Annotated in this window: 23 protein-coding genes; 10 read left to right on the top strand and 13 right to left on the bottom strand. The window is 67.5% G+C overall.

The window, feature by feature from the left end; genetic code table 11:
• Window positions 1-92 precede the first annotated feature (92 nt).
• Window positions 93-797, top strand: a complete 705-nt coding sequence (locus tag DYE23_RS10315) for a TetR/AcrR family transcriptional regulator (protein ID WP_115327159.1) — start codon at window positions 93-95, stop codon at window positions 795-797.
• Here the strand turns inward: DYE23_RS10315 and DYE23_RS10310 are convergent.
• From DYE23_RS10310 to DYE23_RS10270, 9 genes are all read right to left on the bottom strand, one after another.
• A complete protein-coding gene (locus tag DYE23_RS10310; protein WP_099961250.1) occupies window positions 762-1,640 on the bottom strand; it encodes a mycofactocin-coupled SDR family oxidoreductase in 879 nt (292 codons plus the stop codon). The two genes, DYE23_RS10315 and DYE23_RS10310, sit on opposite strands and share 36 nt — an antisense overlap.
• Window positions 1,640-2,935: a cytochrome P450 gene (locus DYE23_RS10305; RefSeq protein WP_011894998.1), complete on the bottom strand. Its 1,296-nt coding sequence runs from the start codon at window positions 2,933-2,935 to the stop codon at window positions 1,640-1,642. The genes DYE23_RS10310 and DYE23_RS10305 overlap by 1 nt, the downstream gene beginning before the upstream one ends.
• Window positions 2,932-4,158, bottom strand: a complete 1,227-nt coding sequence (locus DYE23_RS10300) for a cytochrome P450 (RefSeq protein WP_011894999.1) — start codon at window positions 4,156-4,158, stop codon at window positions 2,932-2,934. Before DYE23_RS10300 ends, DYE23_RS10305 begins: the two co-directional genes overlap by 4 nt.
• Window positions 4,159-4,188: 30 nt before the next feature.
• Window positions 4,189-5,637: an aldehyde dehydrogenase family protein gene (locus DYE23_RS10295; RefSeq protein ID WP_099962671.1), complete on the bottom strand. Its 1,449-nt coding sequence runs from the start codon at window positions 5,635-5,637 to the stop codon at window positions 4,189-4,191.
• Between the two features lie 37 nt (window positions 5,638-5,674).
• Complete coding sequence (locus DYE23_RS10290) at window positions 5,675-6,694, bottom strand: SDR family NAD(P)-dependent oxidoreductase (RefSeq protein ID WP_099961248.1); 1,020 nt, start codon at window positions 6,692-6,694, stop codon at window positions 5,675-5,677.
• Window positions 6,687-7,835, bottom strand: coding sequence for a spirocyclase AveC family protein (locus DYE23_RS10285; RefSeq protein ID WP_011895001.1), 1,149 nt, complete (start codon window positions 7,833-7,835; stop codon window positions 6,687-6,689). The genes DYE23_RS10290 and DYE23_RS10285 overlap by 8 nt, the downstream gene beginning before the upstream one ends.
• Complete coding sequence (locus tag DYE23_RS10280) at window positions 7,835-8,953, bottom strand: ABC transporter substrate-binding protein (RefSeq protein ID WP_099961247.1); 1,119 nt, start codon at window positions 8,951-8,953, stop codon at window positions 7,835-7,837. The genes DYE23_RS10285 and DYE23_RS10280 overlap by 1 nt, the downstream gene beginning before the upstream one ends.
• Before the next feature lie 87 nt (window positions 8,954-9,040).
• Window positions 9,041-9,889 (bottom strand): CbbQ/NirQ/NorQ/GpvN family protein, encoded by an 849-nt coding sequence (locus DYE23_RS10275; protein WP_011895003.1) that lies wholly within the window; start codon window positions 9,887-9,889, stop codon window positions 9,041-9,043.
• 57 nt (window positions 9,890-9,946) lie between these two features.
• A complete protein-coding gene (locus DYE23_RS10270; protein WP_115327158.1) occupies window positions 9,947-11,641 on the bottom strand; it encodes a nitric oxide reductase activation protein NorD in 1,695 nt (564 codons plus the stop codon).
• A 93-nt stretch (window positions 11,642-11,734) separates the two neighbouring features.
• Between DYE23_RS10270 and DYE23_RS10265 the strand changes: the two genes are divergently transcribed.
• Together DYE23_RS10265 and DYE23_RS10260 are read left to right on the top strand one after the other, a co-directional pair.
• Window positions 11,735-12,709 (top strand): SDR family NAD(P)-dependent oxidoreductase, encoded by a 975-nt coding sequence (locus DYE23_RS10265; RefSeq protein WP_115328927.1) that lies wholly within the window; start codon window positions 11,735-11,737, stop codon window positions 12,707-12,709.
• A 47-nt stretch (window positions 12,710-12,756) separates the two neighbouring features.
• Window positions 12,757-14,094 (top strand): TetR/AcrR family transcriptional regulator, encoded by a 1,338-nt coding sequence (locus DYE23_RS10260; protein WP_115327157.1) that lies wholly within the window; start codon window positions 12,757-12,759, stop codon window positions 14,092-14,094.
• Window positions 14,095-14,127: 33 nt separating this feature from the next.
• Here the strand turns inward: DYE23_RS10260 and DYE23_RS10255 are convergent, their stop codons facing one another.
• Window positions 14,128-15,210 (bottom strand): NAD(P)H-dependent amine dehydrogenase family protein, encoded by a 1,083-nt coding sequence (locus DYE23_RS10255; RefSeq protein WP_115327156.1) that lies wholly within the window; start codon window positions 15,208-15,210, stop codon window positions 14,128-14,130.
• A 377-nt stretch (window positions 15,211-15,587) separates the two neighbouring features.
• Here DYE23_RS10255 and DYE23_RS10250 point away from each other — a divergent pair, with 377 nt between their 5' ends.
• Genes DYE23_RS10250 through DYE23_RS10220 form a run of 7 tightly spaced genes read left to right on the top strand, consistent with a single transcriptional unit; the run spans window position 15,588 to window position 23,246 of the window.
• Complete coding sequence (locus tag DYE23_RS10250; RefSeq protein ID WP_115327155.1) at window positions 15,588-16,775, top strand: MCE family protein; 1,188 nt, start codon at window positions 15,588-15,590, stop codon at window positions 16,773-16,775.
• Window positions 16,772-17,797, top strand: coding sequence for an MCE family protein (locus tag DYE23_RS10245; protein ID WP_115327154.1), 1,026 nt, complete (start codon window positions 16,772-16,774; stop codon window positions 17,795-17,797). Before DYE23_RS10250 ends, DYE23_RS10245 begins: the two co-directional genes overlap by 4 nt.
• A complete protein-coding gene (locus DYE23_RS10240) occupies window positions 17,797-18,882 on the top strand; it encodes an MCE family protein (protein ID WP_115327153.1) in 1,086 nt (361 codons plus the stop codon). The genes DYE23_RS10245 and DYE23_RS10240 overlap by 1 nt, the downstream gene beginning before the upstream one ends.
• The gene (locus tag DYE23_RS10235; protein WP_115327152.1) at window positions 18,879-20,153 is read left to right on the top strand and encodes an MCE family protein; all 1,275 of its coding nucleotides are present in this window, start codon (window positions 18,879-18,881) and stop codon (window positions 20,151-20,153) included. The genes DYE23_RS10240 and DYE23_RS10235 overlap by 4 nt, the downstream gene beginning before the upstream one ends.
• Entirely contained in the window at window positions 20,150-21,310 is a 1,161-nt protein-coding gene (locus tag DYE23_RS10230) for an MCE family protein (RefSeq protein ID WP_115327151.1), read from the top strand. The genes DYE23_RS10235 and DYE23_RS10230 overlap by 4 nt, the downstream gene beginning before the upstream one ends.
• Window positions 21,310-22,764 carry an MCE family protein gene (locus DYE23_RS10225; protein WP_115327150.1) on the top strand — a complete coding sequence of 485 codons (1,455 nt, stop codon included), beginning with the start codon at window positions 21,310-21,312 and terminating at the stop codon, window positions 22,762-22,764. The genes DYE23_RS10230 and DYE23_RS10225 overlap by 1 nt, the downstream gene beginning before the upstream one ends.
• On the top strand, window positions 22,746-23,246 hold the full coding sequence (locus DYE23_RS10220; protein ID WP_115327149.1) for an Rv2253/PknI dimerization domain-containing protein: 501 nt from the start codon (window positions 22,746-22,748) through the stop codon (window positions 23,244-23,246). Before DYE23_RS10225 ends, DYE23_RS10220 begins: the two co-directional genes overlap by 19 nt.
• A 3-nt stretch (window positions 23,247-23,249) precedes the next feature.
• Here the strand turns inward: DYE23_RS10220 and DYE23_RS10215 are convergent, their stop codons facing one another.
• The 3 genes from DYE23_RS10215 to lepB are packed head-to-tail and all read right to left on the bottom strand — an operon-like array spanning window position 23,250 to window position 25,180.
• Complete coding sequence (locus tag DYE23_RS10215; protein ID WP_011895015.1) at window positions 23,250-23,555, bottom strand: DUF2469 domain-containing protein; 306 nt, start codon at window positions 23,553-23,555, stop codon at window positions 23,250-23,252.
• A complete protein-coding gene (locus DYE23_RS10210; RefSeq protein WP_011895016.1) occupies window positions 23,552-24,313 on the bottom strand; it encodes a ribonuclease HII in 762 nt (253 codons plus the stop codon). Before DYE23_RS10210 ends, DYE23_RS10215 begins: the two co-directional genes overlap by 4 nt.
• A 39-nt stretch (window positions 24,314-24,352) precedes the next feature.
• Window positions 24,353-25,180, bottom strand: coding sequence for a signal peptidase I (gene lepB / locus DYE23_RS10205; protein ID WP_115327148.1), 828 nt, complete (start codon window positions 25,178-25,180; stop codon window positions 24,353-24,355).
• Window positions 25,181-25,210: the final 30 nt, after the last annotated feature.

The raw sequence follows: 25,210 nt of genomic DNA, 5'->3' as shown, positions 1-25,210 counted from the left end.
CGATCGCGACGAGGCTGCCGATCATGATGAGAGCTCCCATGTTAATAGTGGACACTATTACAACGCTCACGGTCAAGACCCCGCTACGCTGAATGCCGGTGCCCCAGCGAAATTCACCCCAGAAGCCGCAGGCCGACGTCCGCCACGGTCGCCGGCCGCGCGGCGAGGCACGTCGACTGCTTCTCGACGCCGCACGGGAGTTGTTCGCGCGCAAGGACTACCGCGCCACCACCACCCGGGAGATCGCCGAGGCCGCAGGTGTCAGCGAGTACCTGCTGTTCCGCCATTTCGGATCCAAGGCCGGGCTGTTCCGCGAGGCACTGGTGGTGCCCTTCACCTCGTTCCTCGACCAGTTCCGGAGCACCTGGCAGTCCGTCATTCCCGAGGAGACCGACGAGGAGGAGCTGTCCCGGCAGTTCGTCGGCCGGCTCTACGACGTCCTCGTCGACCACCGGGGACTGCTGCTGACGCTGGTGGCCGCGGACGGCCTCAGCGCCGAGGACATCGAGGCCGCCGGAATCGCCGACATCCGTCGGTCGCTGCGCGTGCTGGGGCAGATCAGCGCCGAGGGCATGCGGCTGCGCGGACTGCACTCCGAGCAACCGGATCTGCCCGCGCACTCGACGGTCGCGACGATCGTGGGCATGGTGGCCATGAGGTCCACGTTCTTCGGGGAGGATCCACCGTCCCGCGAGATCATCGTCGATGAACTGGTCCAGGCGGTCCTGCACGGGTTCCTCCACCGCCCTGATCGAGAACCCCTATCCCCCAGGCCCGTTCGGCCACTTCAGCAGTGACCCCGCATCGACCCGGATCTGCTGTCCGGTGATGTAACGACTGTCGTCGCTGGCCAGGAACACCCCGAGATTGGCCATGTCCTCGGGCTCGATGTACGGAATCGGCATCGCCTGGAACAGCGAGAACAGCGGTTCGGCATCCTCGCGCGTCGGGGTCTTGCCCTCCATCTTGAGGTCGGGCCGGAACACCCCGTACATGCCCTCGTTCTGCAGCAGGTGGGTGTTGCAGTTCGTCGGATGGATCCCGTTGACCCGGATCATGCGCGGCGCGAGTTGCAGGCTCATCTCCTCGATGTACTCGATCACGATGCGCTTGCTCCAGCCGTAGCCGGCGCCTCCCGGACCCATGTCCGGGCTCGTGGTGGTGCCGCGGATCATGCCCGCGGTGGACCCGGTGACGATGACGGACGCACCGTCGGGCAGATGCGGAATCGCCACCGCGACGGTGTTCATCACGCCGACCAGATCGACGTCCGAGGCGTCGACGAAACCCATGGGGTCCGGATTCCCCATGGCCATCGGCAGGATGCCCGCGTTGGCCACCACGATGTCGATTTTGCCGAAGTCGACGACGCCGGCCTCGACTGCCTCGCGCAGTTCGTGGCGCTCACGCACATCGGCGACCCGTGCGACCACGCGTCGCCCGGTCTCCTTCACCGAGCGTTCCGTCTCGGCGAGGTCGTCGGGCGTCGCGAGCGGGTACGGGTTCGACGGGATGTCGCGGCAGATGTCGACGGCGATGATGTCGGCGCCCTCCCTGGCCATCGCGATCGCGTGCGCACGTCCCTGTCCACGGGCCGCGCCGGTGATGAACGCGACCTTGCCCTCCAGTTTCCCGGTCATCAGTGCTCCTTCTCGGTGAACGTGATGTGCAGCTCGGACAGGCCACGCATGATGAACGTCGGTTCGTAGGCGTAGCGGCGGTCGCCGGCGGGGCCGTGATGGTCTTCGGAGATCGTGATGTCCTGCATCCTGTCGAGGATCCGCTCCAGCGAGATCCGGCCCTCCGCGCGCGCGAGCGGAGCACCGGGGCACGAATGCGCGCCGCGGATGAACGCGATCTGCTCGCGCACGTTCTGCCGGTCGGGGCGAAAGCTGTTCGGGTCGGCGAACTTGCGGGCATCGCGGTTGCACGCCCCGGGCAGCACCATCACGGTCGTACCGGCGGGGACGTCGACGTCGCCGATGGTGGTCGACGTGGCGGCCATCCGGAAGTGCGATTTGACCGGGCTCTCCAGGCGCAGCGTCTCCTCCAGGAACGCCGGGATCTTGCTCCGGTCCCGGCGCAGCATGGCCTCGTAGCCCGGATTGTCGGCGATGAACCGGACGGCCGAACTGACCAGTTTGGTGGTCGTCTCGGTGCCGGCGGCGAACAGGAAGGTCGACAGGTTCATGACGTCCTCGATGTCCGGTGTCGAGCCGTCCTCGTGTTTGGCCTGCGCCAGTTCGGTCAGCACATCGTCGCGGGGTTCGCGGCGACGATCCTCGATGTAGGCGTGGAACTTGTCATTGAGCCACTGCAACGGATTGTGCGTGGTCGGCGCCTCTTTGCCGAGCTCGCCCACCGTCTCCCCGGCGAACACCGCTTTGAACTGCTCGTGGTCCTCGGCAGGGACACCGAGCAGGTCGGCGATCACCAGCAGCGAGAACGGTTTCGCGTAATCGGTGAGGAATTCGGCGCTCCCGCGGCCGATGAACGTGTCGAGCTGCCGGTCGGCCAGCCGCCACATGAAGTCCTCGTTCTCCTTGAGGCGCTTCGGTGTGATCAACCGGCTCAACAACCCCCGGGTGCGGGTGTGCAGGGGCGGATCCTGAGAGGTGATGTGCTCGGCCATCGGCACCGCCGCCCGGTGCTGCTCGATCAGATCGGTGACGTCGTCGCTCTCGCCCGGGCCGAACGGCATGCCGGAGAACGGTCCCGCCACGGAGTTGCACGAGGAGAACGCAGGGTTCTTGTAGACCGACAGCGCCTCGGTGTACCCGGTGACCGCGAGGACGTTGAACGGGGTCGCCTGGGTGACCGGACATTTCGACCGGAGATGGTCGAAGTAAGGGTAGGGATCCGGAACCAGCGCGGCGTCGGTGAAGTAGTCGACGGTCTCGAAGTCGATGCCGTCGGCGTCGGGGTGATCGGTCACGCGTCGCTCCCCACCGCATCGAACAGCACCGGCAGCGACGTGGGTGACCGGAAGACCTGGCCGCGGATGTGCGGGTCGTCCCCGTCGGGATCCAGACGCAGACCGGGCAGGCGGTCGAGCAGGAGGTTGACCGCGGTGCGCATCTCGAGCCGCGCGAGGTGCATGCCCAGGCAGACGTGCACGCCGTAGCCCCACCCCAGATTCGCCTTCTGCGCGCGGAACAGGTTGAACTCGTCCGGATCCTCCCAGCGGTCCTCCTGCCGGTTCGTCGAACCCAGCATCGGCAGCACCGAGCAGCCCGCCGGGATCGGGACGCCACCGAGCTCGGTGTCACAGGTGGTGGTGCGGGTGATCGTCAGCAACGGCGGATTCCAGCGCACGCCCTCCTCGATGGCCTGCGGGAGCAGCGAGCGGTCGGCCCGCACCGCGTCCAATTGCGCTGTGTCCGAGAGCAATGCGAACAGAAGGTTCCCCAGCGACCGGTAGGTGGTCTCCACCCCGGCGGGCAGCAGGAGCCGCAGGAACGAGAAGATCTCCTCGTCGGTGAGCTTCTCGCCGTCGATCTCGGCCTCGGCCAGCAGGCTGATCAGATCGTCCTGCGGATCGGTGCGGCGTGCCTCCAGGATGGGGGCGAAGTACTCACACAGCGCCGCCGCGGCGGCCAGTCCGCGTTCCGGGTTCAGGATCCAGCTGAGCAGTGAGATGGACCAGCGCTGGAACTGCGGGTAGTCCTGCTCGGGCAAGCCGAGCAGACCGGCGATGATCCGGCTCGGGTAGTCGAACGTGAACTGCTTCACCAGGTCTGCCTTGCCGTCGGCCTGGAATCTGTCGATCAGCTCGTTGCCGACGCGCCCGACCAGCTCATCCTGCCAGCGCGCCAACCCCTTCTGCGAGAACGCCTTCGACACCAGCGAACGCAGCCGGCCGTGCACCGGTTCGTCCATGCCGAGCATCACCCGCTCACCGAGGACGGGACCGAACGCGGCGATGACGCCGGACGACGAGAAGGTCACGTTGTCGCGCAGCATCTGCTGGGCGTCCTCGTAGCGGTAGACGATGAAGACGGGTTTGCCCTCCTCGCCCGGCATCGCCGACATGTCGATGCGCTGGATCGGCTCCTCCCTCCGGAGCCTGGCCAGTTCCGGGTACGGATCACGCACATCTCCCGACACGGCGTCGTCAAACGACCCGAAGTCCTCCAGGTCTTCGAACAGCTGGGACACGATTTCCTCCTGAGATTCCGCCTGAAGCGGCTACTGGGCCGGGTAGGCGACGGACTTGATCTCGGTGTACTGACCGAACCCCGCGAGCCCGTTCTGCCGGCCGACGCCGCTGTCCTTGTAGCCTCCGAACGGGGTGTCGGCGCCGTAACCCACCGTTCCGTTGAGACCGATGAAGCCGGCGCGGAGCCGACGGGCCACGCGCAGTGAACGTTCCAACGAACCCGACATCACATTGCCCGCAAGGCCGTACGCGCTGTCGTTGGCGATGCGGACGGCGTCGTCCTCGTCGTCGTACGGGATCACCGCGAGCACAGGCCCGAAGATCTCCTCCTGAGCGATGGTCATGGAGTTGTCGACGTCGGTGAACAGGGTGGGGTCGACCCAGAATCCCCTGTCGAAGCGCGCGGGCGCCTCCGCACTGCCGACCAGCAGGGTCGCGCCCTCCTCCACGCCCCTGCCGATGTAGCCGAGGATGCGCGCCTGCTGCCTGGCGGAGATGACCGGACCGCACAGAGTGCCGGGATCCTGCGGGTCGCCGGCAGCGATGTTCTCGTAGAGGTTCTTGAGGATCCCCACGCCTTCGTCGTACCGGGACCGCGGCAGCAGCATCCGTGTCGGTGCGGCGCAGCCCTGTCCGGCGTGCATCAGCGGTCCGATGCCGAGCATGCAGGCGAACTCGAAGTCGGCGTCCTCCAACACGATCGTGGCCGACTTGCCGCCCAGCTCGAGGAACAGCCGCTTCATCGTCGCGGCGCCCTTCTCCATGATTCGCTTGCCGACGGCGGTGGAACCGGTGAACGAGATCATGTCCACCTTCGGCGAGAGCGTGAGTTCCTCGCCGACGAAGTGATCGGATGCGGTGACGACGTTGACCACGCCGGCGGGGATGTCGGTCTGCTCGGCGATGAGCCGCCCGAGCCGGGTCGCGTTGAACGGGGTGTCGGGCGCCGGCTTGAGGACGACGGTGTTTCCGGTGGCGAGCGCCTGGCCCAGTTTGTTGAGGACCACCTCGAACGGGAAGTTCCACGGCGTGATCGCCCCGACCACCCCGACCGGTTCGTGCCACACCTTCCTGGTGGTGTTGACCCCGGTCACCGAGACGACCTGGTCGCCGAGGTCGGTCTCCCAGGGGAACGTGTCGATCAGCCGTGCCGGATACCGAAGACCGTCGGCCAGCGGCGCGTCCAGCTGCGGGCCGTGGGTGACGGCGCGGGGGGCGCCGACCTCACGGATCAACTCCTCCCGCAGCTCCTCCTTCTCGCTGTCGATCGCGTCGTGCAACTGCTCGAGACAGCGCCGGCGCAGTTGATGGTCGGTGGACCAACCGGTTTCGTCGAAGGATCGCCGGGCGGCGTCGATGGCGCGCAGCATGTCTGCCTTCGACGCGTCGGACACCTCGCCGAGGTTCTCCTCGGTGGCCGGGTTGATGTTGACGAACGAGCCGGCCTCGCCGTCGACGAGCTTGCCGTCGATCAACATCCTCGACTCGTGGGTCGCACCGTGTTGGGTATCGGTGTCAGCCTTCACTCGTACCTCCCCCGCTGCCTGCGGCACGCCGGGCCGACCACTGGACCAGGCGCTGCATCACCGGCTGCGGAATCACCTTGGCCGCCGCGACCATCGCCCGCTGGGCGGTGGTCAGCGGCCAGGCGCCGTCGCGCATGGCACCCTGGCGCGGTATCCCCAGGACCACCCGTGACATGTGGTGCATGCCCGCCGCGGGAAGAATCCTGTTGCTCAGCAACAGCATCGAAGCATCAGGGCCCACACCGTGGCGACGGAACGCAGCGGTGTCCTCCAGCGCGTTGACCAACCCGTCGGTGAATCGCTCCGGAGGCCTGGCCATTCCCATGGCGAACCGGCCGCGCGAGTCCATGGTCTGGTGGATCCGCGCATACGGGCCGGCGAGGTCACGGTTGTCGGTGGTCCCCGCGTCGGTGATGATGTCGGTGTCGTAGGTGCCCGTCACCAGGATCGTCACGCCGAGCCCGAACGGCGCGATCTCGACGGCCATCGCCTCGCCCCAGCGTTCGAGTGCGCCCTTGGCGGCTGAATACGGTGCGGTGGCGGGCTGCCCGCGCACGCCACTGGCGCTGGACACCAACACGATTCGGCCCTGGCCGGCGGCGCGCATCGACGGCAACAGCGCCTTGGTCAGCGCGACCGGACCCATCACGTGGGTGGTGAACATCCGCTCCCACAGCTCGATGTCCGTCTCCTCGACCACCCCGGCCGCGGAGATGCCGGCGTTGTGGACGACGGCGTACGGGGCGCCGACGGCCTCGTCGATCGACTTGGCCGCCGCGGCGATGGAGGCGGCGTCCATCAGGTCGAGTTGCACCCCGACCAACCGGTCGTCGTCCTCGCTCGCCCCCGTCGCCTCACGCAGGCGCGGCATGCCGCGCTCGGGTGTGCGCATGGCGGCGACGACGCCCCATCCCTCGCGGTAGAGACGCACCGCCGATGCGAAGCCGAGCCCCCGTGACGCCCCGGTGATGAGGGCGACCCGACGTTGCGCGCCCGCACGTTCAGCCATCGGCGTTCTCCGGTGCGCAGTCACCCTCGCCCGGCGGCGGCGGTGTCACCTCGGGCCTCCCGTTCGGCAGACCGCTCTGCCAGGTGGCCCACTTCCCGACCGAGAACGGCCCTTGGGCGCCTTCCTTCTCGAAATAGCCCTGTGGGTCATACACTTTCGCCTCCGGATACGGCCAGGGGCACGCGACCGCGGTGGCCAGGCCACTGGCCTTGATGGCGGCGAACCACGATCCGTAGGCGAAGTACGCGATGTTGATGATGAAGAACATCACCAGGAAGGTGCCCAGCACCGGTTTGCTCGGGAACAGCTTGGCCCGGGCCGCGAGCTTCTCGGCGACGGCCTTGCCGGTGTCGTCGCGATAGCACAGCACCGCCGCCGGCACCATCACGAAGGTGACCGCCAGCGATTCCCAGATCAGCGGGAACTGAAATGTCGTGCCCGGGAACAGCGTCCCGAACGGGATCGCCTGCGAGTAGATGTAGAGACCTGTCCGAACCAGGCTCACCTCGAGGATCGCGTCGAAGATGAAGCCGATGACCAGGGTGAGCGCCCCGAGGCTGATCAGCGGATGCCGTGACACGAACGCGGTCGGACCGTGCTTGGCCTGCAGCTTGCGCAGGCACCAGATGGCCGGGAAGAAGGGGGCGAAGTAGAACGCGACGTAGCCGAAGACGATGAACGGTTCGACCGTCGGGGACAACATGATCAGCGGCCAGTTCTCCGGCCAGTGGAGCAGCTCGGGGTTGTACACGGCGAACGGGGCCCAGTTCATGATCGGGTCCTGCCACACGATCAGCGTCGTGCACAGGAACATCAACATGACCGGGCTTCCCGGGTCCCGCCGCCAGCCCCGGACGAAGATCGCCACCAGGACCACGAGCAGGATCACGCAGCCGATCTGGTGCACCCACAGCCAACCGTCCCAGCCGAACAGGAACTCCACCGGGCGGGGTCTGCCCTCGACGTTCGGGTTGGCGACCCTCGGGTCCAGTTCGGTGCGCGAGAACGCGGTGAACAGACCGAAGAACCCCAGTAGTGCGAACGCCGAGATCCACCGGCCCCAGTTGGGCCCCTTTCGGGGGGACGCGCCGGCGTCCGGTTTCGCCTGTGGCAGCGGAGCACCCGCCTTCTGCGTGGTCATCAGGCTTCCTCGCCGAAGCGGTCGACCAGGTGGGAGTTCACGCCGTCGGCGTCGAGCGTGCGCGCCACCAGGTATCCGGCGCCCATCCACGCGCGTCGGGTCCACTTGCCGAACGACACCCGGGTCCCGGGCGCACCGGATGCGGCGGGCATCATCTTGACGCGTTCCAGCGCCTCCTTGACTCCGCGCGGACTGAGGGGGTGCGCATCGGTGAAGGCGCGCACCAGGGTTGCGGCGACATCGTGGTTGACCACCGACACGCAGTACTCCGGGCGGCTGCCGTCGTACCGGTCGGCGTAGCGGTCCAGCCAGGCCTGGCCGATCCTGTTGCCCTCGTCGTACTGGTCGACGCCGACCCAGCCCAGAAACGCGTTCCACATGATCGGGTTGACCCACGCGTTCTGGAACGCGGTAGTGGTGAACCGTGGCGGGTCCCAGTCGACGGCCTCCAGAGCGGGGTTGATGAAGACGATCCCGAAGCCGAAGCCCAGATGCACGATCGCCTCGGACTTCGCTTCGTGCAACGCCCGGACGGCCCCGTCGATGTCCTGGGCGGTCTGCGCGATCGCCTCCTCGGCAACGATGCGAATCCCTTTGCGCGCAGCGGCACTCCGCAGGTTCCGCAGGTAGCTCTCACCGATCAGGTTTTGCTCGACGAGGACGCCGATCTCCTTGAGCCCCCGCTTGGCCACCAGGTCGATCAGGAAGATCGGCTCATCGGTCATGGACCCCTGAGGGAATGCGAAAGTCCACTCACCGAGCCAGTCGTCGGTACCGGTGACGCTGATCGCGGGCACCTTGAAGCGGTCTTCGATCGCCTCGCGCAGCGGGACACAGTTGTCGGTGATGTTGGGCCCGAACACCACCAGGCAGCCTTCGTCGACCAGCTCGCCGTAGGCGTCGATGACGGCCTTGACCGAACCTTTCGGCAGACCCTCCACCTCGCGGTAGATCATCTGCACCCCGCGGTCCATCAGCCCCTGCTCGACCGCCTCGGCGAAGACGAGGTCGAAGGTCCGGGTGAACGAGGCCCGCAGCTCCTCGGGGAACCCCGGCGGGAGCGTGAAGTCCATCAGGTAACCGACTTTGATGGGTTCTGCGGTGCTTTCGTAGGACATCTGACCTCCGGGTCGGCGCCGACCGTCACGGTTCGGAAAATCCAAACCTAATATTTGTTCAGACAGTAGCGGGGGCTGCCCACAGCGTCAATCATTTGCCGCGGTCTCGCCGAGATAGACCTCGATCAGCTCGTTGAGGCCTCGGGCGACGGCGATGTCGTCGGTCAGCGGGCCGGCGACGGCGACCTGAGCGGCCACCGCGACGGGCAGACCCTCGGCGATCAGACGCGCCGCCGCGATCAGCACCCGGGTCGAGGCGACCTCACGCAGACCACCGGTCTCGAGTCGCCGGATGGCCTGCCCGAAGCGCACCAGTTCGGCCGCTGTGCGCTCGTCGACGCCGGCCTCGTGCGCGACGATCCCCACCTCCACCTCCGGGGCGGGAAAGCCGAACTCGATCGCGACCATCCGCTGGCGCGTCGAATCTTTGAGATCCTTGAGGACACTCTGGTAACCGGGGTTGTACGACACCACCAGGCCGAACCCGGGAGCGGCGTCGAGCGTGACCCCGAGGCGCTCGATCGGCAGTTGGCGCCGGTGATCCGCGAGCGGGTGCAGCACCACGGTGGTGTCCTGTCTGGCCTCGACCACCTCGTCGAGGTAGCAGATCGCCCCCTCCCGGACCGCACGCGTCAGCGGCCCGTCCACCCAGACCGTCTCGTCGCCCTTGAGGAGGTACCGGCCGACCAGATCGGCGGTCGTCAGATCGTCGTGACACGCGACGGTGATGAGCGGGCGGTCGAGGTCGTGGGCCATCGCCTCGACGAAACGCGTCTTGCCGCATCCCGTCGGACCCTTCAGGACGATCGAGAGCCCCTGCCGGTAGGCGGCTTTGAAGACGGTGTCCTCGTTACCGACCGGCGTGTAGTACGGACGCCGGCCCTCAAGCCGACCGCCGGCTCCGTTCTTGTGGGCGAACCCGGACTCGATGGCCATGAACACACCTTTCGTTACGTCGGCAGAACCGCTCTGGGACTGGACTTGTCGGTACCGTCACGAGACCCGGCGCCGGACCTCGGCCGAGCGGACCGCCGACCGGAACATCGGACCGATCACCCCGGCGAGTTGATCGGGATCCGACACGGTGGCGTGGGCGGTGCTGCCGAAGACCCGGCGCAGCGCATCCACGTCCGTGCTCGCACCGACGGTCAGGCATACGCACCCGGTGCCCCGACGGCGCGCCTCGCCCAGGGCGCGCCGGGCATCGGCCGCCCCGTAGGCCCGTTCGTAGCCGTGGTCGTAGGCGAGGCCGTCCGAGAGCACCACCAGCAACCGCCGCGAGGTGCCACCGCGCTCCTCCAGGACCGCCGATCCGTGCCGGATCGCTGCGCCGAGGCGCGAATAGGCCCCCGGCTCAAGGCTGTTCAACCGTCTGATGACACGTGCGTCGAGATGCTCGTCGAACCGCTTGACCGGGACCATGCTCACCGCGTCGCGGCCCTGCGAGTAGTACGCGTAGAGCGACACCCGGTCACCGAGGTCGTGCAGCGCCACCATCAGATGGGCGACCGCGGTGCGCTGTTGCTGGTGCACCGTGCGCCCCACCGTTCCGGGTTCGGCCGCCGATCCCGAGATGTCGAGCAGCAGCAACACCGAAAGGTCCCGCTGCCTGCGCAGGCTGTCGAGATAGACGGCCTCGTCGGGCACCGATCCGGCGCGGACCTCGACGCGTGCCTCCAGCGCCGCGTCGATGTCGATGTCGTCCCCCTGGGGCTGTCGAGGGCGGCGATGCAGACCCATGCCCAGGCGTGCGAGCGGACGGCGGACACTGATCGCGTCCTCGATCTGCTGGGTCGCGGCGGCGTGGATCTCGGGTTCGACCTCGCGCACGGTGCACCAGTCGAGCCGGTAGGTGTGGCGATCGACGTTCCACTCCGGATACTTCACGCCCTCGGTCGTGACATCGACGATCTCCTCCGACGACACAGCGGCCAGCGACGACACCGCATGCGCGCCCCGCGTCGTCGAGGTGGTCCGGTGCGTCGGCGCGTCCGCGCCGGGAGGACCGGCCCCATCCCCTCCGCTCTTGCGCGACGAGGAGAGCAACTTCTGCAGCCACCTTCCGATCACCCCACCACCGCCGACCGGGCTGGAGAACAGGTCGGGATCGTCGGTGTCGTCCCAGTTGTCCGGATCGTCGTCGTCGAACTCCGCCAGTTCCTGCCCGCCCTGGCGTCGCGGGACGTGCCCCACGTCGTCGCCGGCCTGCTTGTCGGCCAGGGCCCGCACCGCGAGCACCTTCTTGGCCTGGATCGCACCGAAACTCGCCGGCGCCTCGGCCGGCCCCTCGCGGCCACGCGCGAGGGCCAGGGATCTCTCGGCGCTGTCGCTGCGCCTGCCGATGTCCGGAACCATCGACGCCGCAAGGACACTCGGCAACAACGCGGAATTGTCCAGCAGCGCCCGGTGCCCCTCGATGGCGAGATAGCGCTTCGCCAACCGGGGATGCCGGACCAGGGCGCGGACCACCTCGGGAGTCAGGCTTCCGGCGGCGATCATCGACGCCTGCACGGCCACGGTTTCGTACTGCGTGCGCAGCGGCGCAGACGCATCGACGTACACGGTCTCGCCGTCGGTCCACGCCGGCTTACCGCCCGCCACGCTGTCCACGGCGACCGCGCGGCCGGCGAGCGCCGAGGCCAGCATGCCCAGCCCGGAACAGCGTTCACCACCGGTGTCGTCGGTCATTCGCCACTCCCTCGGCGTCCACCCCAGTGTGTTGACCAAATATCTGTTCCACCGTAGGGTCCGGCGGTAACGGAGTCAATGCGGGGAGGCGCCTTGATCGACTTCACCGGGCAGGTAGCCGTGGTGACGGGCGCCGGCCGGGGCCTGGGCCGGCTCTACGCACTCGATCTGGCCCGCCGTGGTGCGGCCGTCGTCGTCAACGACATCGGCGCCACCATGCACGGCGAGGGACACGACACCACTGTCGCCGACACCGTCGTCGACGAGATCCGCGCCCACGGCGGGCAGGCCGTCGCGTCCCACGAGTCGGTGGGCAGCCCCGAAGGCGGGCAGGCCATCATCGACACCGCGCTGACGCGCTTCGGCCGCGTCGACGTCGTCATCAGCAACGCGGGCATCTTCATCAGCATCCCTTTCGAAAGCCTCACCGCCGAGCGCTGGCGGCAGATGCTGGAGGTACATCTCGACGGCGCCTTCTACCTGAGCCGACCGGCCTACGCGGCGATGATCCGGCAGGGGTACGGACGGTTCGTGTTCGTGTCATCGTCGGCGGGCAACTTCGGACAGCCGATGGAGGCGCATTACGGCGCGGCCAAGACCGGGCTGGTGGGCCTGTCCAATGTCATCGCCATCGAAGGTGCCGCGCACGGGATACTGTCGAACACGGTTCTGCCCACCGGCTTTTCGCGCATGGTCACCGAGACCGTCGGTGACGAGAAGTTTCTGGCCGAGTCCGGCTTCCTGCGCGCCATCCGGCCCGAACTCGTCGTACCGCTGGTGACCTTCCTCGCGAGCCGCGAGTGCACGGTCACCCATCACAACTACTCGGCATGCGCCGGCCGGTACGCGCGCGTATTCACCGCGCTGGCCGACGGCTGGCTGGCGGACACAGCGAACGAGCCGACAGCCGAGGACATCGAACGCCGCTTCGGGACGGTGTCGGCCACCGAACCGTTCATCGTGCCCGATTCCATCGTCGACGAGGTCCTGCAGGTGTGTGACCGCCGCGGTATCAGCGCGATGCCGGACAATGCCGCGGTGACGTTTCCGAAAGGCCCGGGCCGGTAGCATCGGTGTTCCGGCGGTGCCGGTACTGACGAAGGAGGAGCGGACCGATGGCCGCCGACGCTGCAGGGCAGAAACCCGGACGCGGGCGTCGCTCGGGACGGAAGAGGTCCGGCAGCGCCGAACTGGCAGCGGTCCGCGACGCTGCGCCCGCCGACACGACCCGCCGGGCCGAAATCCTCAAGACGGCCAACACCGTCATCGCGGCGACCGGCCTGCGCAGTTCGCTTCAGCAGATCGCCGATGCGGCAGGCATTCTCGCCGGCAGCCTCTACCACCACTTCGACAGCAAGGAAGCCATCCTCGTCGAGCTGATCCGGCTCTACCACGACGATCTGGACCGCATCGGCGACCTGGCGCTGCGCAAACTCGACGAGCCCGACCCCGGGCCGGTGTCGGCTCAGATCACCGCGCTCGGATGCGCGATCGCGCGCTGCGCCGTCGAACACCGCGCCGCGCTGCAGATGTCGTTCTACGAAGGGCCCAGCGCCGACCCGGAGCTGCAGGCGCTGAGCGCCCGAGCACCGGAGAAGGTCCAGGCCGCGATGCTACAGGCCCTTCGCGCCGGACGGTGGAGCGGTGAAATCCGTTCCGACGTCGACCTCCCCACCCTCGCCGACCGCCTCTGCCAGTCCATGCTGCACGTCGGCCTCGACGTCATCCGCCACAAGGCACGCACCGACGATCTCGCGACGCTGAAATGCCGGATCGCGCTGAACGGGCTCGCCAGCGAGGCGCCCTCGGACGCCTCGCTGGACCGGTCGAAGGCCTTCGCCGCGGCGCAGTCCGTCATCAGCACCTGGACCGACGACGAGGACGAGACCGATCTGAAGGCGGCGCACCTGCGAGCCGTCGCCCGCGCCGAATTCGGGCGGCGCGGCTATGAGATGACGACCATCCGCGACATCGCCTCTGCGGCCGGTCTCGGAACCGGCACCGTGTACCGCATCATCGGTTCCAAGGACGAACTGTTGATGTCGATCATGCTGGAGTTCGGCCGCAAGGTCGGCGGCGCCTGGTCGGACATCGTGCGTACCGAGTCGACGACGGTGGAGAAGCTGGACGCGCTGAGCTGGCTCAACATCAACGCCCTCGATCAGTTCCCGGACGAGTTCCGCATCCAGTTGGCGTGGCTGCGCCAGTCCCCGCCCGACTCCGCGAATCCGGCGTGGTCGTTCACCACCCGGATCCGCCAGATGAAATCCCTGCTGTCCGAGGGGATCAGAGCCGGCGAGATCCACATCGACAGCCCCACCGCGGACATGCTGGCCAGATGCATCATCGGCGAGCAGTGGATCCCGGAGAACATCCTGCAGGAGGTCGGACCCCGCAACGCGCTGATCCTGGCCAGGGACACGATCCTGCGCGGCGTGGCCGTGCGCACCTGAGCCACTCCCGGATGGTGCGGCACGCGATCCTGTTCAGGCGAAAGCGTGGCGCGGCAGCGTGTTCGGCAGATCGAGCGAGCTGAGCAGACCCGGTGGTGCGGCCACCACGAACGGTATCGCGTTCACCACCCGCATCGCGGTGGCCGTCATCGCCGCCCGGCCGGCGCCGTGCCCCTGTGCGTCCCCCAGATTCATCGCGCAGTGGATGTCCGGATCTCCGGTGATGTCCACCCGATAGGTCGCGTCGAAGTCCGACGCGGGCCAGTCGGGCGCCACGTCGCGCGCCATTCTGATGATGTGTTCCACAATGATGGCTTCGCGTCCGTCGACAACACCGGCCGCTCGGGTGCACACCGCACCACAGGTGCCCGCCGGGATGGTCCCGAACGCCACCTCGATGTCGCGGTCGGTCAGCCGGCGATCCAGTGTTCCGCGGACCTCGGTCACCTCGACACGGAGCGCGTCGGCCATCAGCGCGATGGGAGCCTTCCACGCCATCTCGATGAATCCCGGTGTCTTCAAAAGAGGTTCGAAGTCCAGCGGCCGGGCGAAGCCCATACCGTCCATCATCACCTCCGCGACCGGGTAGTGGTCGTTGAGCGCCACCTCGGTCACCTTCACCTCGGAGATCGACGCGGACAACGTCGACAGCAGCAGCGCAAGCTGATCGGAGGCGAAACCCGGGAAGATCCCCGACACGTAGAAGGATGCGCCGCCCTGCGACGCCGCCGAGGCGAGTTGCTCACGCCACTGCGGCGAGTAGTAGACCGGTGGATAGACCAGTGCGGTCGAACTCGTCGACACGACGTTGATCCCCGATTCCAGCAGTCTGACGTAGTCGGGGACGGCCGCGGCATCACGGTCGGGACCGCTGGCCGCATACACCACGCAGTCGGGCTGCAGCGCGATCATCTCGTCGGCATCCCCAGAAGCCGCTATCCCCAGTGGTTCCCGGCCGCACAGGGTGCCCGCGTCACGGCCCACCTTGTCGGCCGAGTGCACCCAGACACCCACCAGCTCCATGTCCGGTCTGGTCGCCACCGCATTGACGGCGAGGGAACCGACGCCGCCGGTCGACCACACCACCATTCGGAGAGGCCGGACCGCGTGTGTCATGAGATCTCTCCTCTGTCGACGGAGCCTGGCGACGAACGTCGACGTCAATTCCGACCCACGCCGAAGGCTCCTCAATGTAACCCAACTTTTGTTCCCGTCGCGGTGTTCTGAGCCTTGACCGTCCGGACCCGCAACTGTTAGCTTGCCGGAGCAAACGTTAGGTTCACATGCCTGGCGACCTGATCCGAGGATCCCTGTGATGACGCACCGCGGAACTGCCGACACCGGTCCGGCACCCACGAGTCGTCGGTCCGGACTGACCGGCATTCCCCCACCGGTACGCGGCTGACCCAGCCGGCCCGGACATTCCGCGCCGGTGCAGACACCGACGACATCCGGGGAGGCGCAATGACCGCCGTGACTACCGAGCGCGACGTGTGAAGTCCGCAGTGATCCACCCGGTGATCGGGTTGATCTCCCTCGCCGCCGTCGCGTCACTGACCGCGGTGTCGGTCACCCTGTTCCGGGACGGCTTCGCCGAATCCGTTCCGCTGACCGTCATCTCACCGCGCGCCGGACTCGTGATGAATCCCGACGCCAAAGTCCAGTTGCACGGGGTGCAGGTGGGCAAGGTGGTCTCTATCGACTATCGCGACGACGGGACAGCGGCGCTGCACCTGGCGATCGACCCGGCCCGGCAGAACATCATCCCCGCAGACGTCACCGTCGACATCGCGTCCACCACGGTCTTCGGCGCCAAGTCAGTGCGCCTGGTCCCACCGGCGGATCCGTCCCCGTCCCCGGTGCACGCCGGCCAGATCCTCGGCGCCGATCGCGTCATGATCGAAGCCAACACGCTGTTCGAACAGCTGGTGGCGGTGCTCGACACCATCACGCCGGAGAAGCTCAACCAGACCCTCGGCGCGATCGCCACCGCGATGCGCGGCCGCGGCACCATGATCGGCCAGGGTCTCGCCGACCTCAACTCGGCTCTGGCACAGATCGATCCGTCGCTTCCGGCGCTCGAACACGACCTGTCGACGGCGCCGGCGGTGCTGAGATCCTATGCCGACGCCGCGCCCGATCTGATGTCGATCGTCGCCGCCGCCACGGAGATCGGCTCCAGCATCGTCGAGACCGAGAACGAGCTCGATGCGCTGTTGGTCAGCGCAGTCGGCCTCGGCGAGGTCGGCAGCGAAGTGCTCGCCGACAACGGACCACCACTGACGGAGGTGCTGCGACTCCTGGCACCGACGACCGAGCTTCTCCGCGACTACCATCCCGCCCTGTCCTGTGGCCTGGGCTCGCTGACCGTGATGGCCAACAATCCTCCACTCGACGTCCCCGGTGTCGAGGTGCTGGCCGGATTCTTCTGGGGCCAGGACCGCTACCGCTACCCCGCCGATCTGCCCAGGGTCGCCGCCACCGGCGGGCCGCAGTGCACCGACCTGCCGAAGATCCCCTACGGCAAGGCGCCGCCGTTCGTCGTCACCGATACCGGCGCCAACCCGTGGAAGTACGGCAACCGCGGCCCGATCGTGAACTCCGAACTGCTCAAACAGATCATGTTCGGGCCGATCGACGGACCGCCGCGCAACAGCGCCCAGATCGGCCAGCCCGGATGAGACACCAACGCGGTGCGGGCCTCAAGTTCGCACTCTTCGTCACGGTGATGGCGCTGCTCACCGGCTGCCTGTTCGCCGTCTTCGGTCAGTACCGCTCCGGTTCGACGAACGTGTATTCGGCTGTCTTCAAAGATGTCTCGAACCTGCGGGCCGGTGAATCGGTGAGGTTCGCCGGAGTGCGGATCGGCACGGTCAAAGACCTGTCGATGCAACCCGACAAGACCGTGGTCGTCACCTTCGACGCCGAACGGGGCCTGGTGCTCACCAGTGGCACCCGAGCAGTGGTGCGCTATCTGAACCTGGTCGGCGACCGGTTCCTGGAGCTCGTCGACGACGAAGGCTCCACCAGGATCCTGCCCGCGGGTGCGCGGATCCCCGTCGAGCAGACCGCGCCGGCGCTCGACCTCGACCTGCTCCTGGGCGGATTGAAGCCGGTCATCAAGGGACTTGACGCGCAGGAGGTCAACACTCTCAGCGCCGCACTGATCCAGATCGTCCAGGGGCAAGGGGGAACGCTGGAATCCCTTCTGTCCCGGACATCGTCGTTCTCGAATGCGCTCGCCGACAGGACCGAGGTGATCGACCGACTCATCGTCAACCTGCAGACCACACTGGGCACGCTGGCCGACCAGCGCGACGACTTCTCGGAGGGGCTGACCCGGCTGCACACGCTCGTCGCCGAACTGTCCGCCGAACGTCAGCCGATCGGCGCCGCGATCGATTCGCTGTCCGCAGGCACCGCATCGCTGTCCGACCTCCTCACCGACACCCGGCCACCGCTCGCCGATACGGTCGACCAGCTGCACCGGTTGGCGCCCAACCTCGGGAGCAAACTGGACCGTCTCGAAACCGCCATCTCCAAGGCGCCGGAGAACTACCGGAAGCTGGTGCGCATCGGGTCCTACGGCAGCTTCGTCAACTACTACATCTGCTCACTCGGCGTGCGCGTCACCGATCTCGCGGGCCGCACCGCGGTCTTCCCCGTGTTCCGTCAGGACAACGGAAGGTGCGCTGAGAACTGATGCTGAAGTATCGGCGGGCGAGCACGGTGCGAGCGGGGTTCATCGGTGTGGTGCTCATCGTTCTCGTGATCGCGGTGGGTCTGGCACCCGAACGAATCACGGGGTGGGCCAAGGCGATCCGCTACCAGGCCGTCTTCGCCGATCTCAGCGGTCTGTCGGTCGGCAACGACGTGACGGTGTCGGGCATGACCCTCGGGAAGGTCACGGCAGTGCAGCTGCAGGACCCGAATGCTCTGGTCACCTTCACCGTCGACGACACGACACCGCTGGGATCGCAGTCCACCGCCCACATCCGCACCGGGACCCTGCTCGGCCAGCGCGTCCTCACCGTGCAGTCCGAGGGTGACGGTTCGATGTCGGCGATGGACATCATCCCGCTGACCCGGACGTCGTCGCCGTACACCCTGACCGAGGCCCTCGGCGACCTGACCACCAACTCCACCGGCACCGACACCGCCGCGCTCAACGAGGCCCTGAACACGTTGTCGGACACCATCGACCAGATCTCCCCGCAGCTCGGTCCGACTTTCGATGGGCTGGCACGCATCTCGGAGGCACTGAACACCCGGAACACCGCGCTGCGCCGCCTGTTCGGGAGTGGACGCGATGTCACCGCCGTGCTCGCCGAGCGCAGTGAGGAAGTCTCGGCGCTGATCCTCAACGCCGACGATCTGGTCGCCATGCTGGCAGAGCGGCGACACACGATCGTCGAACTGCTCGCCCACACCTCAGCGGTGGCCCGGGGGGTGACCGGCCTCGTGCACGACAACGAACAGCAACTCGCACCGACGCTGGAGAAACTCAACACGGTGCTCGCGATGCTGGAACGCCAACGCGACAACATCGCACTGGCGCTCCCCCGCTTGGCGAAGTACCAGGTCACCCTCGGTGAGACGGTCGCCAGCGGTCCGTACTACTCGGCCTACATCCCCAACCTGGACCTGCCACCCATCCTGCAGCCGTTCCTGGACTACGCGTTCGGCTTCCGGCGCGGTGTCGACGCCGGTCAACCACCCGACGACACGGGTCCGCGTGCCGAGCTCCCGTTCCCGCGCAACGGAATCCCCGAGAGGCCACCCCGGTGACGCGGCCGACGCTGATCAGGCTGACCGCCGCCGCCCTGGGCACACTGCTCGTCGCATCGGCCGGCGTCATCGCCGCTGCGCGTCTGTTCCCCCCGACGACCCTCACCGCGATCTTCGCGAACGCGAACGCGATCTACCCCGGCGACGACGTCCGTATCGCCGGGGTCAGGGTCGGCACCATCACCGCGATCGAGGCCGACGGCACCCAGACCGTCTTCACGTTGCAGGTCGACCATGGAGTGCGCATCGCCGCGGACGTGAAAGCCGTTGTGGTGGCGCAGAACCTGGTTTCGGCACGTTTCGTCGCGCTGACACCGCGCGGCGGTTCCGGACCCGTCGCCGAATCAGGAGCGGTGATCCCGAGGGAACGCACCGCGGTCCCGGTCGAATGGGACGAGGTCAAGGAGCAGATCGACCGACTCGCCGCCGATCTCGGCCCCACCGCGGAGCTGACCACCGGTTCGGTCGGCCGATTCGTCGACAGTGCCGCCGATGCGATGGCCGGCAACGGGCAGAAGCTGCGCACCGCGATCACCCAGCTCGCGGGGATCAGCAGGGTCATCGCCGACGGCAGCGGTGACATCACCGAGATGCTCTCCCATCTGCAGACATTCGTCGCGGTGCTGCGTGACAGCAACGAACAGATCGTGCGGTTCGAGGAGCGGCTCGCCACGCTGAGCAGCGTGCTCGACGGCAGCCGCGGCGATCTGGACGCCGCGCTGATCAACCTCGCCGAGGCGGTCGGCGAGGTGCAGCGCTTCGTCGCGGGCACCCGTGACCGAACCGGCGAGCAGGTGGCGCGGCTGGCCGGGGTCACCCAGAACCTCGTCGATCACCGTGCCGATCTCGAACAGGTCCTGCACGTGGCGCCGTCGGCGATGGCAAACGCCTACAACATGATGGATCCGCGCACCGGCGGGGCCAGCGGAGTGTTCGTGCTCAACAACATGGCGGATCCGACCGCGTTCTTCTGCGGGATGCTCGGTGCGCTGGCGAACGTCACCGCACCGGAGAGCTCCAAGCTGTGCGCCCAGTATCTCGGGCCCGGCCTGGACACCGTGAACTTCAACTACCTGCCCTTCCCGGTCAATCCGCTGCTGACGCCGGTCCCGTCGGACAGCAAGCTGATCTACAGTGAACCCGATCTCCGACCGGGGGGCCCGGGCACACGCTCGGGACCCACCGCGATCGCTCCCGGCGATTCCGCCTATCAGGCACAGCAGCCCACGCTGCCTCAGATGCTTCTGCCGGCCGAAAGGCCCACGCCGTGAGACCCGTCCGCGCAGCCCGACGCGCCGTCGCGATCGCCGCGGCGGCCCTGATGACCACGACCGCGTGCAGTTTCGACGGGGTGAGCTCGCTTCCGCTGCCCGGCACGGTCGGACGCGGGGACGGCGCGACGGCCTACACCGTGGCACTCGCGAACGTCGGTACGCTGGAGACCAATTCGCCGGTGATGATCGACGACGTCGTGATCGGCAGTGTTTCCCGCATCGGGATCGTCGACCGCCACGCCGAAGTCGGCATCCGGGTGAAAGCGGGCGTCGAGATCCCGGCCAACGCGATCGCGACCGTCGGCCAGACCAGCCTGCTCGGGTCGATGCACCTCGAACTCGCCGCGCCGCTCGGAGAACCCGCGGTCGGCGTCTTGGCGCCGGGATCGTCGATCGGGCTGGACGCGTCGTCGACCCATCCGTCGACCGAGCAGACGCTGGCGGCGTTGTCGACGGTGGTCAACGGGGGCGGACTGGGCCAGATCGGCGACGTCGTCCACTCTTTCAACGACGTGTTCGCGGGTCACCAGAGCGACATCCGCGAGTTGCTGGGCCGGCTGGATCGCTTCGTCGGCATTCTCGACACCCAGACCGACGACATCATCGCGACGATCACCGAACTGGACCGGTTCTCGGCGACATTGGCCCAGCAACGTGATGTCGTCAGCCGAGCGCTGCGTGAGATACCGCCCGCCCTGGACACTCTCGTGCGTCAACGGCCCCGATTCACCGAAGCGCTCGACGCGCTGCGCCGGTTCAGCGACACCGCCGGAACGGTGATCGACGCCGTCCACACCGATCTCGTCACCAACCTGGCCAACCTGGAACCGGCGCTGCGCGCCGTCGCCGACCTCGGGCCCGACATCAGCACAGGGCTGGGTTACGCACTGACATTCCCGTTGAACCAGAACATCATCGACCGCGGTGTACGTGGCGACTACATGAACCTGTTCGTGACCGTCGATCTGACGCTGGGACGCTTCAAACGGGGACTGCTGGCCGGTACCTCGTTCGGCGACGAGAACGCACCACTGGTGCCCGCTCCCGGCGATCCCGGCTATGAGACGTTCTACTCGAAGAACCCCCTGGGCGAGGCGGTCGCGCCGCCACCCGGGGTGATGGGCCCCGACCGACTGCCCACCGGAGGTCGGTGATGCTGACCCGTCTGGTACGAATCCAGTTGACGCTCTTCGCCATAGCATCGGTGGTCGGCATCGCTGTGATGGTCCTGCAGTACATCCGGGTACCGACGCTTCTCGGCATCGGCCGGATCGAGGTCACGCTGCAACTACCCGAGGCCGGCGGCCTGTACCGGTTCGCGAACGTCACCTACCGGGGTGTGCAGATCGGCAAGGTCACCGCGCTCGACGTCGACCGCGACGGCGCCGAGGCCACGCTGTCCCTGTCGGGCACGCCCCGGGTCCCGACGGACCTGCGGGCCGAGGTGCGCAGCGTATCGGCAGTCGGCGAGCAGTACGTCGACCTGCAACCGCGCAGCCGCTCGGGCCCGTACCTGGAGAGCGGGGCGGTGATCCCGTCCTCGGCGGTGACCGTGCCCCAGCGGGTCGCCCCGATGATGCAGAATCTCAGCGACCTGATCACCGATATCCCGAAAGACAAGCTCGCACAACTACTCGACGAATCCTTCACGGCGTTCGACGGCAGTGGCTACGAGTTGCAGACGCTGGCCGAGTCGATGACGCGGATCAGCGCCGACATGGACAGGGTGGCCGGCCGCACGTCGTCGCTGATCGAGGACACCGCCCCGGTGCTCGACGGCCAGGCCGCCAGCGCCGACGCGCTGGACACCTGGGCGGCCGACCTCGCGGCGATCAGCGCGCAACTGGTCGACCGTGATACGGAGATCCGCCGAATCCTCACCACCGGAACCCCTGCAGCACAACAGGTTACCCAACTCATCGAACAGGTCAGGCCCACCCTGCCCGTACTTCTGGCGAACCTGACGTCGCTGGGTCAGGTCGGCCTCACCTACCGGGCGGGACTCGAACAACTGTTGGTCCTGTTGCCTCCGGCCTCGGCGTTCTACCAGTCCGCCGTCGGGTCGAACAACGCGACCGGGATCCCCGTCGGCGACTTCCGGATCTCCGTCGACGACCCGCCCGCCTGCACCGTGGGGTTCCTTCCGCCGTCAGCGTGGCGCTCTCCGGCGGACACCACGACCATCGACACGCCCGACGGCCTCTACTGCAAACTGCCGCAGGACTCCGCCATCGCTGTGCGCGGCGTACGCAATCTGCCGTGTATGGACGTGCCGGGCAAGCGAGCCCCGACCGTGGAGTTGTGCAGGAGCGACAGGGCCTTTCAGCCGCTCGCCGCCCGCCCGCACGCGCTGGGTCCGTACCCGTTCGACCCCAGTCTGGTCGCGCAGGGCGTACCCCCGGACGATCGCGTCACCCGGGACGAACGCCTCTTCGCCCCACCCGGCGGGACACCGCCGCCCGGATCCCCGCCACCACCGCTGGCGGTCGCCACCTACGACCCGCAGACCGGCCGGATCGCCACCGACGACGGGACGGCGGTGCAGCAGACCGATCTCGTCGCTCCCGCCCGAACCTGGAAGGACCTGATATGGCCCGCCGCGCCGTGACGCTCGCAGCCTGCGCGCTCGTGCTCGCCGGCGGAGTGGGCGATGTCGCGCCGGCTCACGCCGAGTCCGACGTCGCGCTCAACGGCGTCTTCACCGCGCGTTCCGACGGGTTGTGGGCGAAGACCAACGAGATCATGGTCTATCAGCAGGATGTCGTGGCGACCTGGACGATCACCTCGTCGTGCACCACGTTCCAGGACTGCACCGGAACGGTGGTCAGCGACCAGGGCTGGACGGCGAACCTGGTGTATCAGAGTCAACGCTGGAAAGCGGTGCACACCATCGAGAATTGGCAGCGCTGCCCGGACGGCAGCACCGCGCGCGGAGAACAGAGCTTCACCTTCTGGGCCGCCAGGCTCGACGCCGCGGACCGCCATGACCGCCTGACCGGCTGGGATCAGACGATCGGGCCCAGCGGCGCGTGCGGCGTCAACCGCTCCCTCAACATCCGGATGCCGTTCGAACTGACCAGGAAACCCTGACCGTCACTCCGGCAGGCGCAACTCGGGCTTCTCGACCTCTTCGATGTTGACGTCCTTGAACGTGATCACCCGGACCTGCTTGACGAACCGCGCCGGCCGGTACATGTCCCACACCCAGGCGTCACCGAGACGCAGTTCGAAGTAGACCTCGCCGTCGGCGTTGCGCGGGATCATCTCCACGCTGTTGGCCAGATAGAAACGCCGCTCCGTCTCCACCACGTAACTGAACTGCCCGACGATGTCCTTGTACTCGCGGTAGAGCGAGAGCTCCATCTCGGTTTCATACTTCTCGAGATCTTCGGCACTCATCGGCTCAGCTGTCCTTCACGTAGTACACGGTCCACCGGCATGTCCACCGGTACGTCCACTGCCAGTTTCCCGCATTCGAGTTCGCCACCCTGACCGGGTTCCCCGTCCACCACCAACCGTCGCACATTGATGAAGGAGAAACGATGCTGGGTCGACGGGCCGAGGTCGTTCAGTGCGGCGCTGTGCGCCCGGGTGCTGTACCCCTTGTGGTCGGCGAAGCCGTATCCCGGATGCTCCTGGTCCATGGCCACCATCAGCCGGTCTCTGCTCACCTTCGCCAACACGCTCGCCGCGGCGATGCAGGCGGCCGCCGCGTCCCCCCCGACCACCGGCAGTGACGGCATCGGCAGACCCGGCACCCGGAAGCCGTCCGACAACACGTATCCGGGGCGCACCGCGAGACCCGCCACCGCGCGCCGCATCCCCTCGATGTTGGCGACGTGCACTCCGCGGCGGTCCACCTCGACCGACGGGATGAACACCACGTGAAACGCCACCGCATAGCGTCGGATCAGCGGGAACAGGCGTTCGCGCTCGCTCTCGTTGAGCTTCTTGGAATCGTCGAGCGCGGACAGGCTCTCCAGCCGGTTCGGGCCGAGGATGCACGCCGCCACGACGAGCGGTCCCGCGCACGCGCCGCGGCCGACCTCGTCGACCCCCGCGACCGGGCCCAGGCCTGCACGGTACAGCGCCGATTCGAGCGTGCGCAGACCCGACGATTTGCGGATGACCGTTCTGGGAGGCCAAACAGCCGGCAAGTGTCAGTGCCCCTTCCACCCAACCTGTGAAGCCACCCGCTACGACTGCGGGTTCACCGAGTTCACGCCGCCCCAGCGTCCGGGCGGCCACGCAATGAACTGGGCCTTACCGATCACATTCTCCACCGGAATCGTCCCGGCCGTCGGATCGCCGGTGCACAGCAGACCCTTCTGCACGTCCGCGGGCTCGTTGGTGCAGTGGGTGCGCGAATCCGCCGAGTGGGTCCTGTTGTCCCCCATCACCCACAGCCGGCCCTCCGGCACGGTGACAGGGCCGAACTCGTTGCCCAGACACGGATACACCGCGGGATCGGCCATCATCGTCTCGGCGTTCAGGTACGGCTCGTTGAGCGGCTTGCCGTCGACGGTCAGCCCGGTGTCGACGCGGCACTGGACGGTCTGACCGCCGGTCGCGATGATCCGCTTCACCAGGTCGTTCTGGTCGGGCGGGACGAAGCCGACGACCGACAGGGTGTCCTGGATCCAGCGCACGGCCGCGTTGTCCGAGCGGATGGACTTGTAGCCGATACTCCAGTTCGGCGGGCCCTTGAACACCACGACGTCGCCGGGTTCGGGCGACCCGAAGCGATAGGACATCTTGTCCACCATGATCCGGTCGCCGACACAGCCGTTGCAGCCGTGCAGCGTGGGCTCCATCGACTCCGACGGGATCAGATACGGACGCGCGATGAACGTCAGCGTGACGTAATAGAGGACGAGCGCGATGCTGATGAGGATCGCGGCTTCTCGCAGCGCGCCGCGCTTCTTACCGGTCTTCTCTCCGTCGGGAGAATCGTCCTCCGGCACGGAATCCTCAGGGGTCCGGGTAGGCCCAGATGGCCCGGAAGGCTCAGAAGGTGACGTCACGGGATCAGACTAGCCAGCGCGACGTCAGCT

The organism is Mycolicibacterium gilvum, from assembly GCF_900454025.1.
Lineage (GTDB): Bacteria > Actinomycetota > Actinomycetes > Mycobacteriales > Mycobacteriaceae > Mycobacterium > Mycobacterium gilvum.
The sequence above is the reverse complement of the archived record's forward strand: the minus strand, read 5'-3'. Positions and strand labels throughout refer to the sequence as shown.

Excerpts from the sequence above, each read along its gene's own strand:
- DYE23_RS10295 (WP_099962671.1), bottom strand. The coding sequence starts at position 5,637 with ATGTTGATCGACGGCAAGCTCGTCGACGGCGAGGCCGGCTCGTTCGTC.
- DYE23_RS10225 (WP_115327150.1), top strand. The coding sequence starts at position 21,310 with ATGCTGACCCGTCTGGTACGAATCCAGTTGACGCTCTTCGCCATAGCA.
- DYE23_RS10215 (WP_011895015.1), bottom strand. The coding sequence starts at position 23,555 with ATGAGTGCCGAAGATCTCGAGAAGTATGAAACCGAGATGGAGCTCTCG.
- DYE23_RS10285 (WP_011895001.1), bottom strand. The coding sequence starts at position 7,835 with ATGACCACGCAGAAGGCGGGTGCTCCGCTGCCACAGGCGAAACCGGAC.
- DYE23_RS10290 (WP_099961248.1), bottom strand. The coding sequence starts at position 6,694 with ATGGCTGAACGTGCGGGCGCGCAACGTCGGGTCGCCCTCATCACCGGG.
- DYE23_RS10315 (WP_115327159.1), top strand. The coding sequence starts at position 93 with ATGCCGGTGCCCCAGCGAAATTCACCCCAGAAGCCGCAGGCCGACGTC.
- DYE23_RS10260 (WP_115327157.1), top strand. The coding sequence starts at position 12,757 with ATGGCCGCCGACGCTGCAGGGCAGAAACCCGGACGCGGGCGTCGCTCG.
- DYE23_RS10220 (WP_115327149.1), top strand. The coding sequence starts at position 22,746 with ATGGCCCGCCGCGCCGTGACGCTCGCAGCCTGCGCGCTCGTGCTCGCC.
- DYE23_RS10275 (WP_011895003.1), bottom strand. The coding sequence starts at position 9,889 with ATGGCCATCGAGTCCGGGTTCGCCCACAAGAACGGAGCCGGCGGTCGG.
- DYE23_RS10270 (WP_115327158.1), bottom strand. The coding sequence starts at position 11,641 with ATGACCGACGACACCGGTGGTGAACGCTGTTCCGGGCTGGGCATGCTG.
- DYE23_RS10255 (WP_115327156.1), bottom strand. The coding sequence starts at position 15,210 with ATGACACACGCGGTCCGGCCTCTCCGAATGGTGGTGTGGTCGACCGGC.
- DYE23_RS10280 (WP_099961247.1), bottom strand. The coding sequence starts at position 8,953 with ATGTCCTACGAAAGCACCGCAGAACCCATCAAAGTCGGTTACCTGATG.
- DYE23_RS10240 (WP_115327153.1), top strand. The coding sequence starts at position 17,797 with ATGCTGAAGTATCGGCGGGCGAGCACGGTGCGAGCGGGGTTCATCGGT.
- DYE23_RS10245 (WP_115327154.1), top strand. The coding sequence starts at position 16,772 with ATGAGACACCAACGCGGTGCGGGCCTCAAGTTCGCACTCTTCGTCACG.
- DYE23_RS10310 (WP_099961250.1), bottom strand. The coding sequence starts at position 1,640 with ATGACCGGGAAACTGGAGGGCAAGGTCGCGTTCATCACCGGCGCGGCC.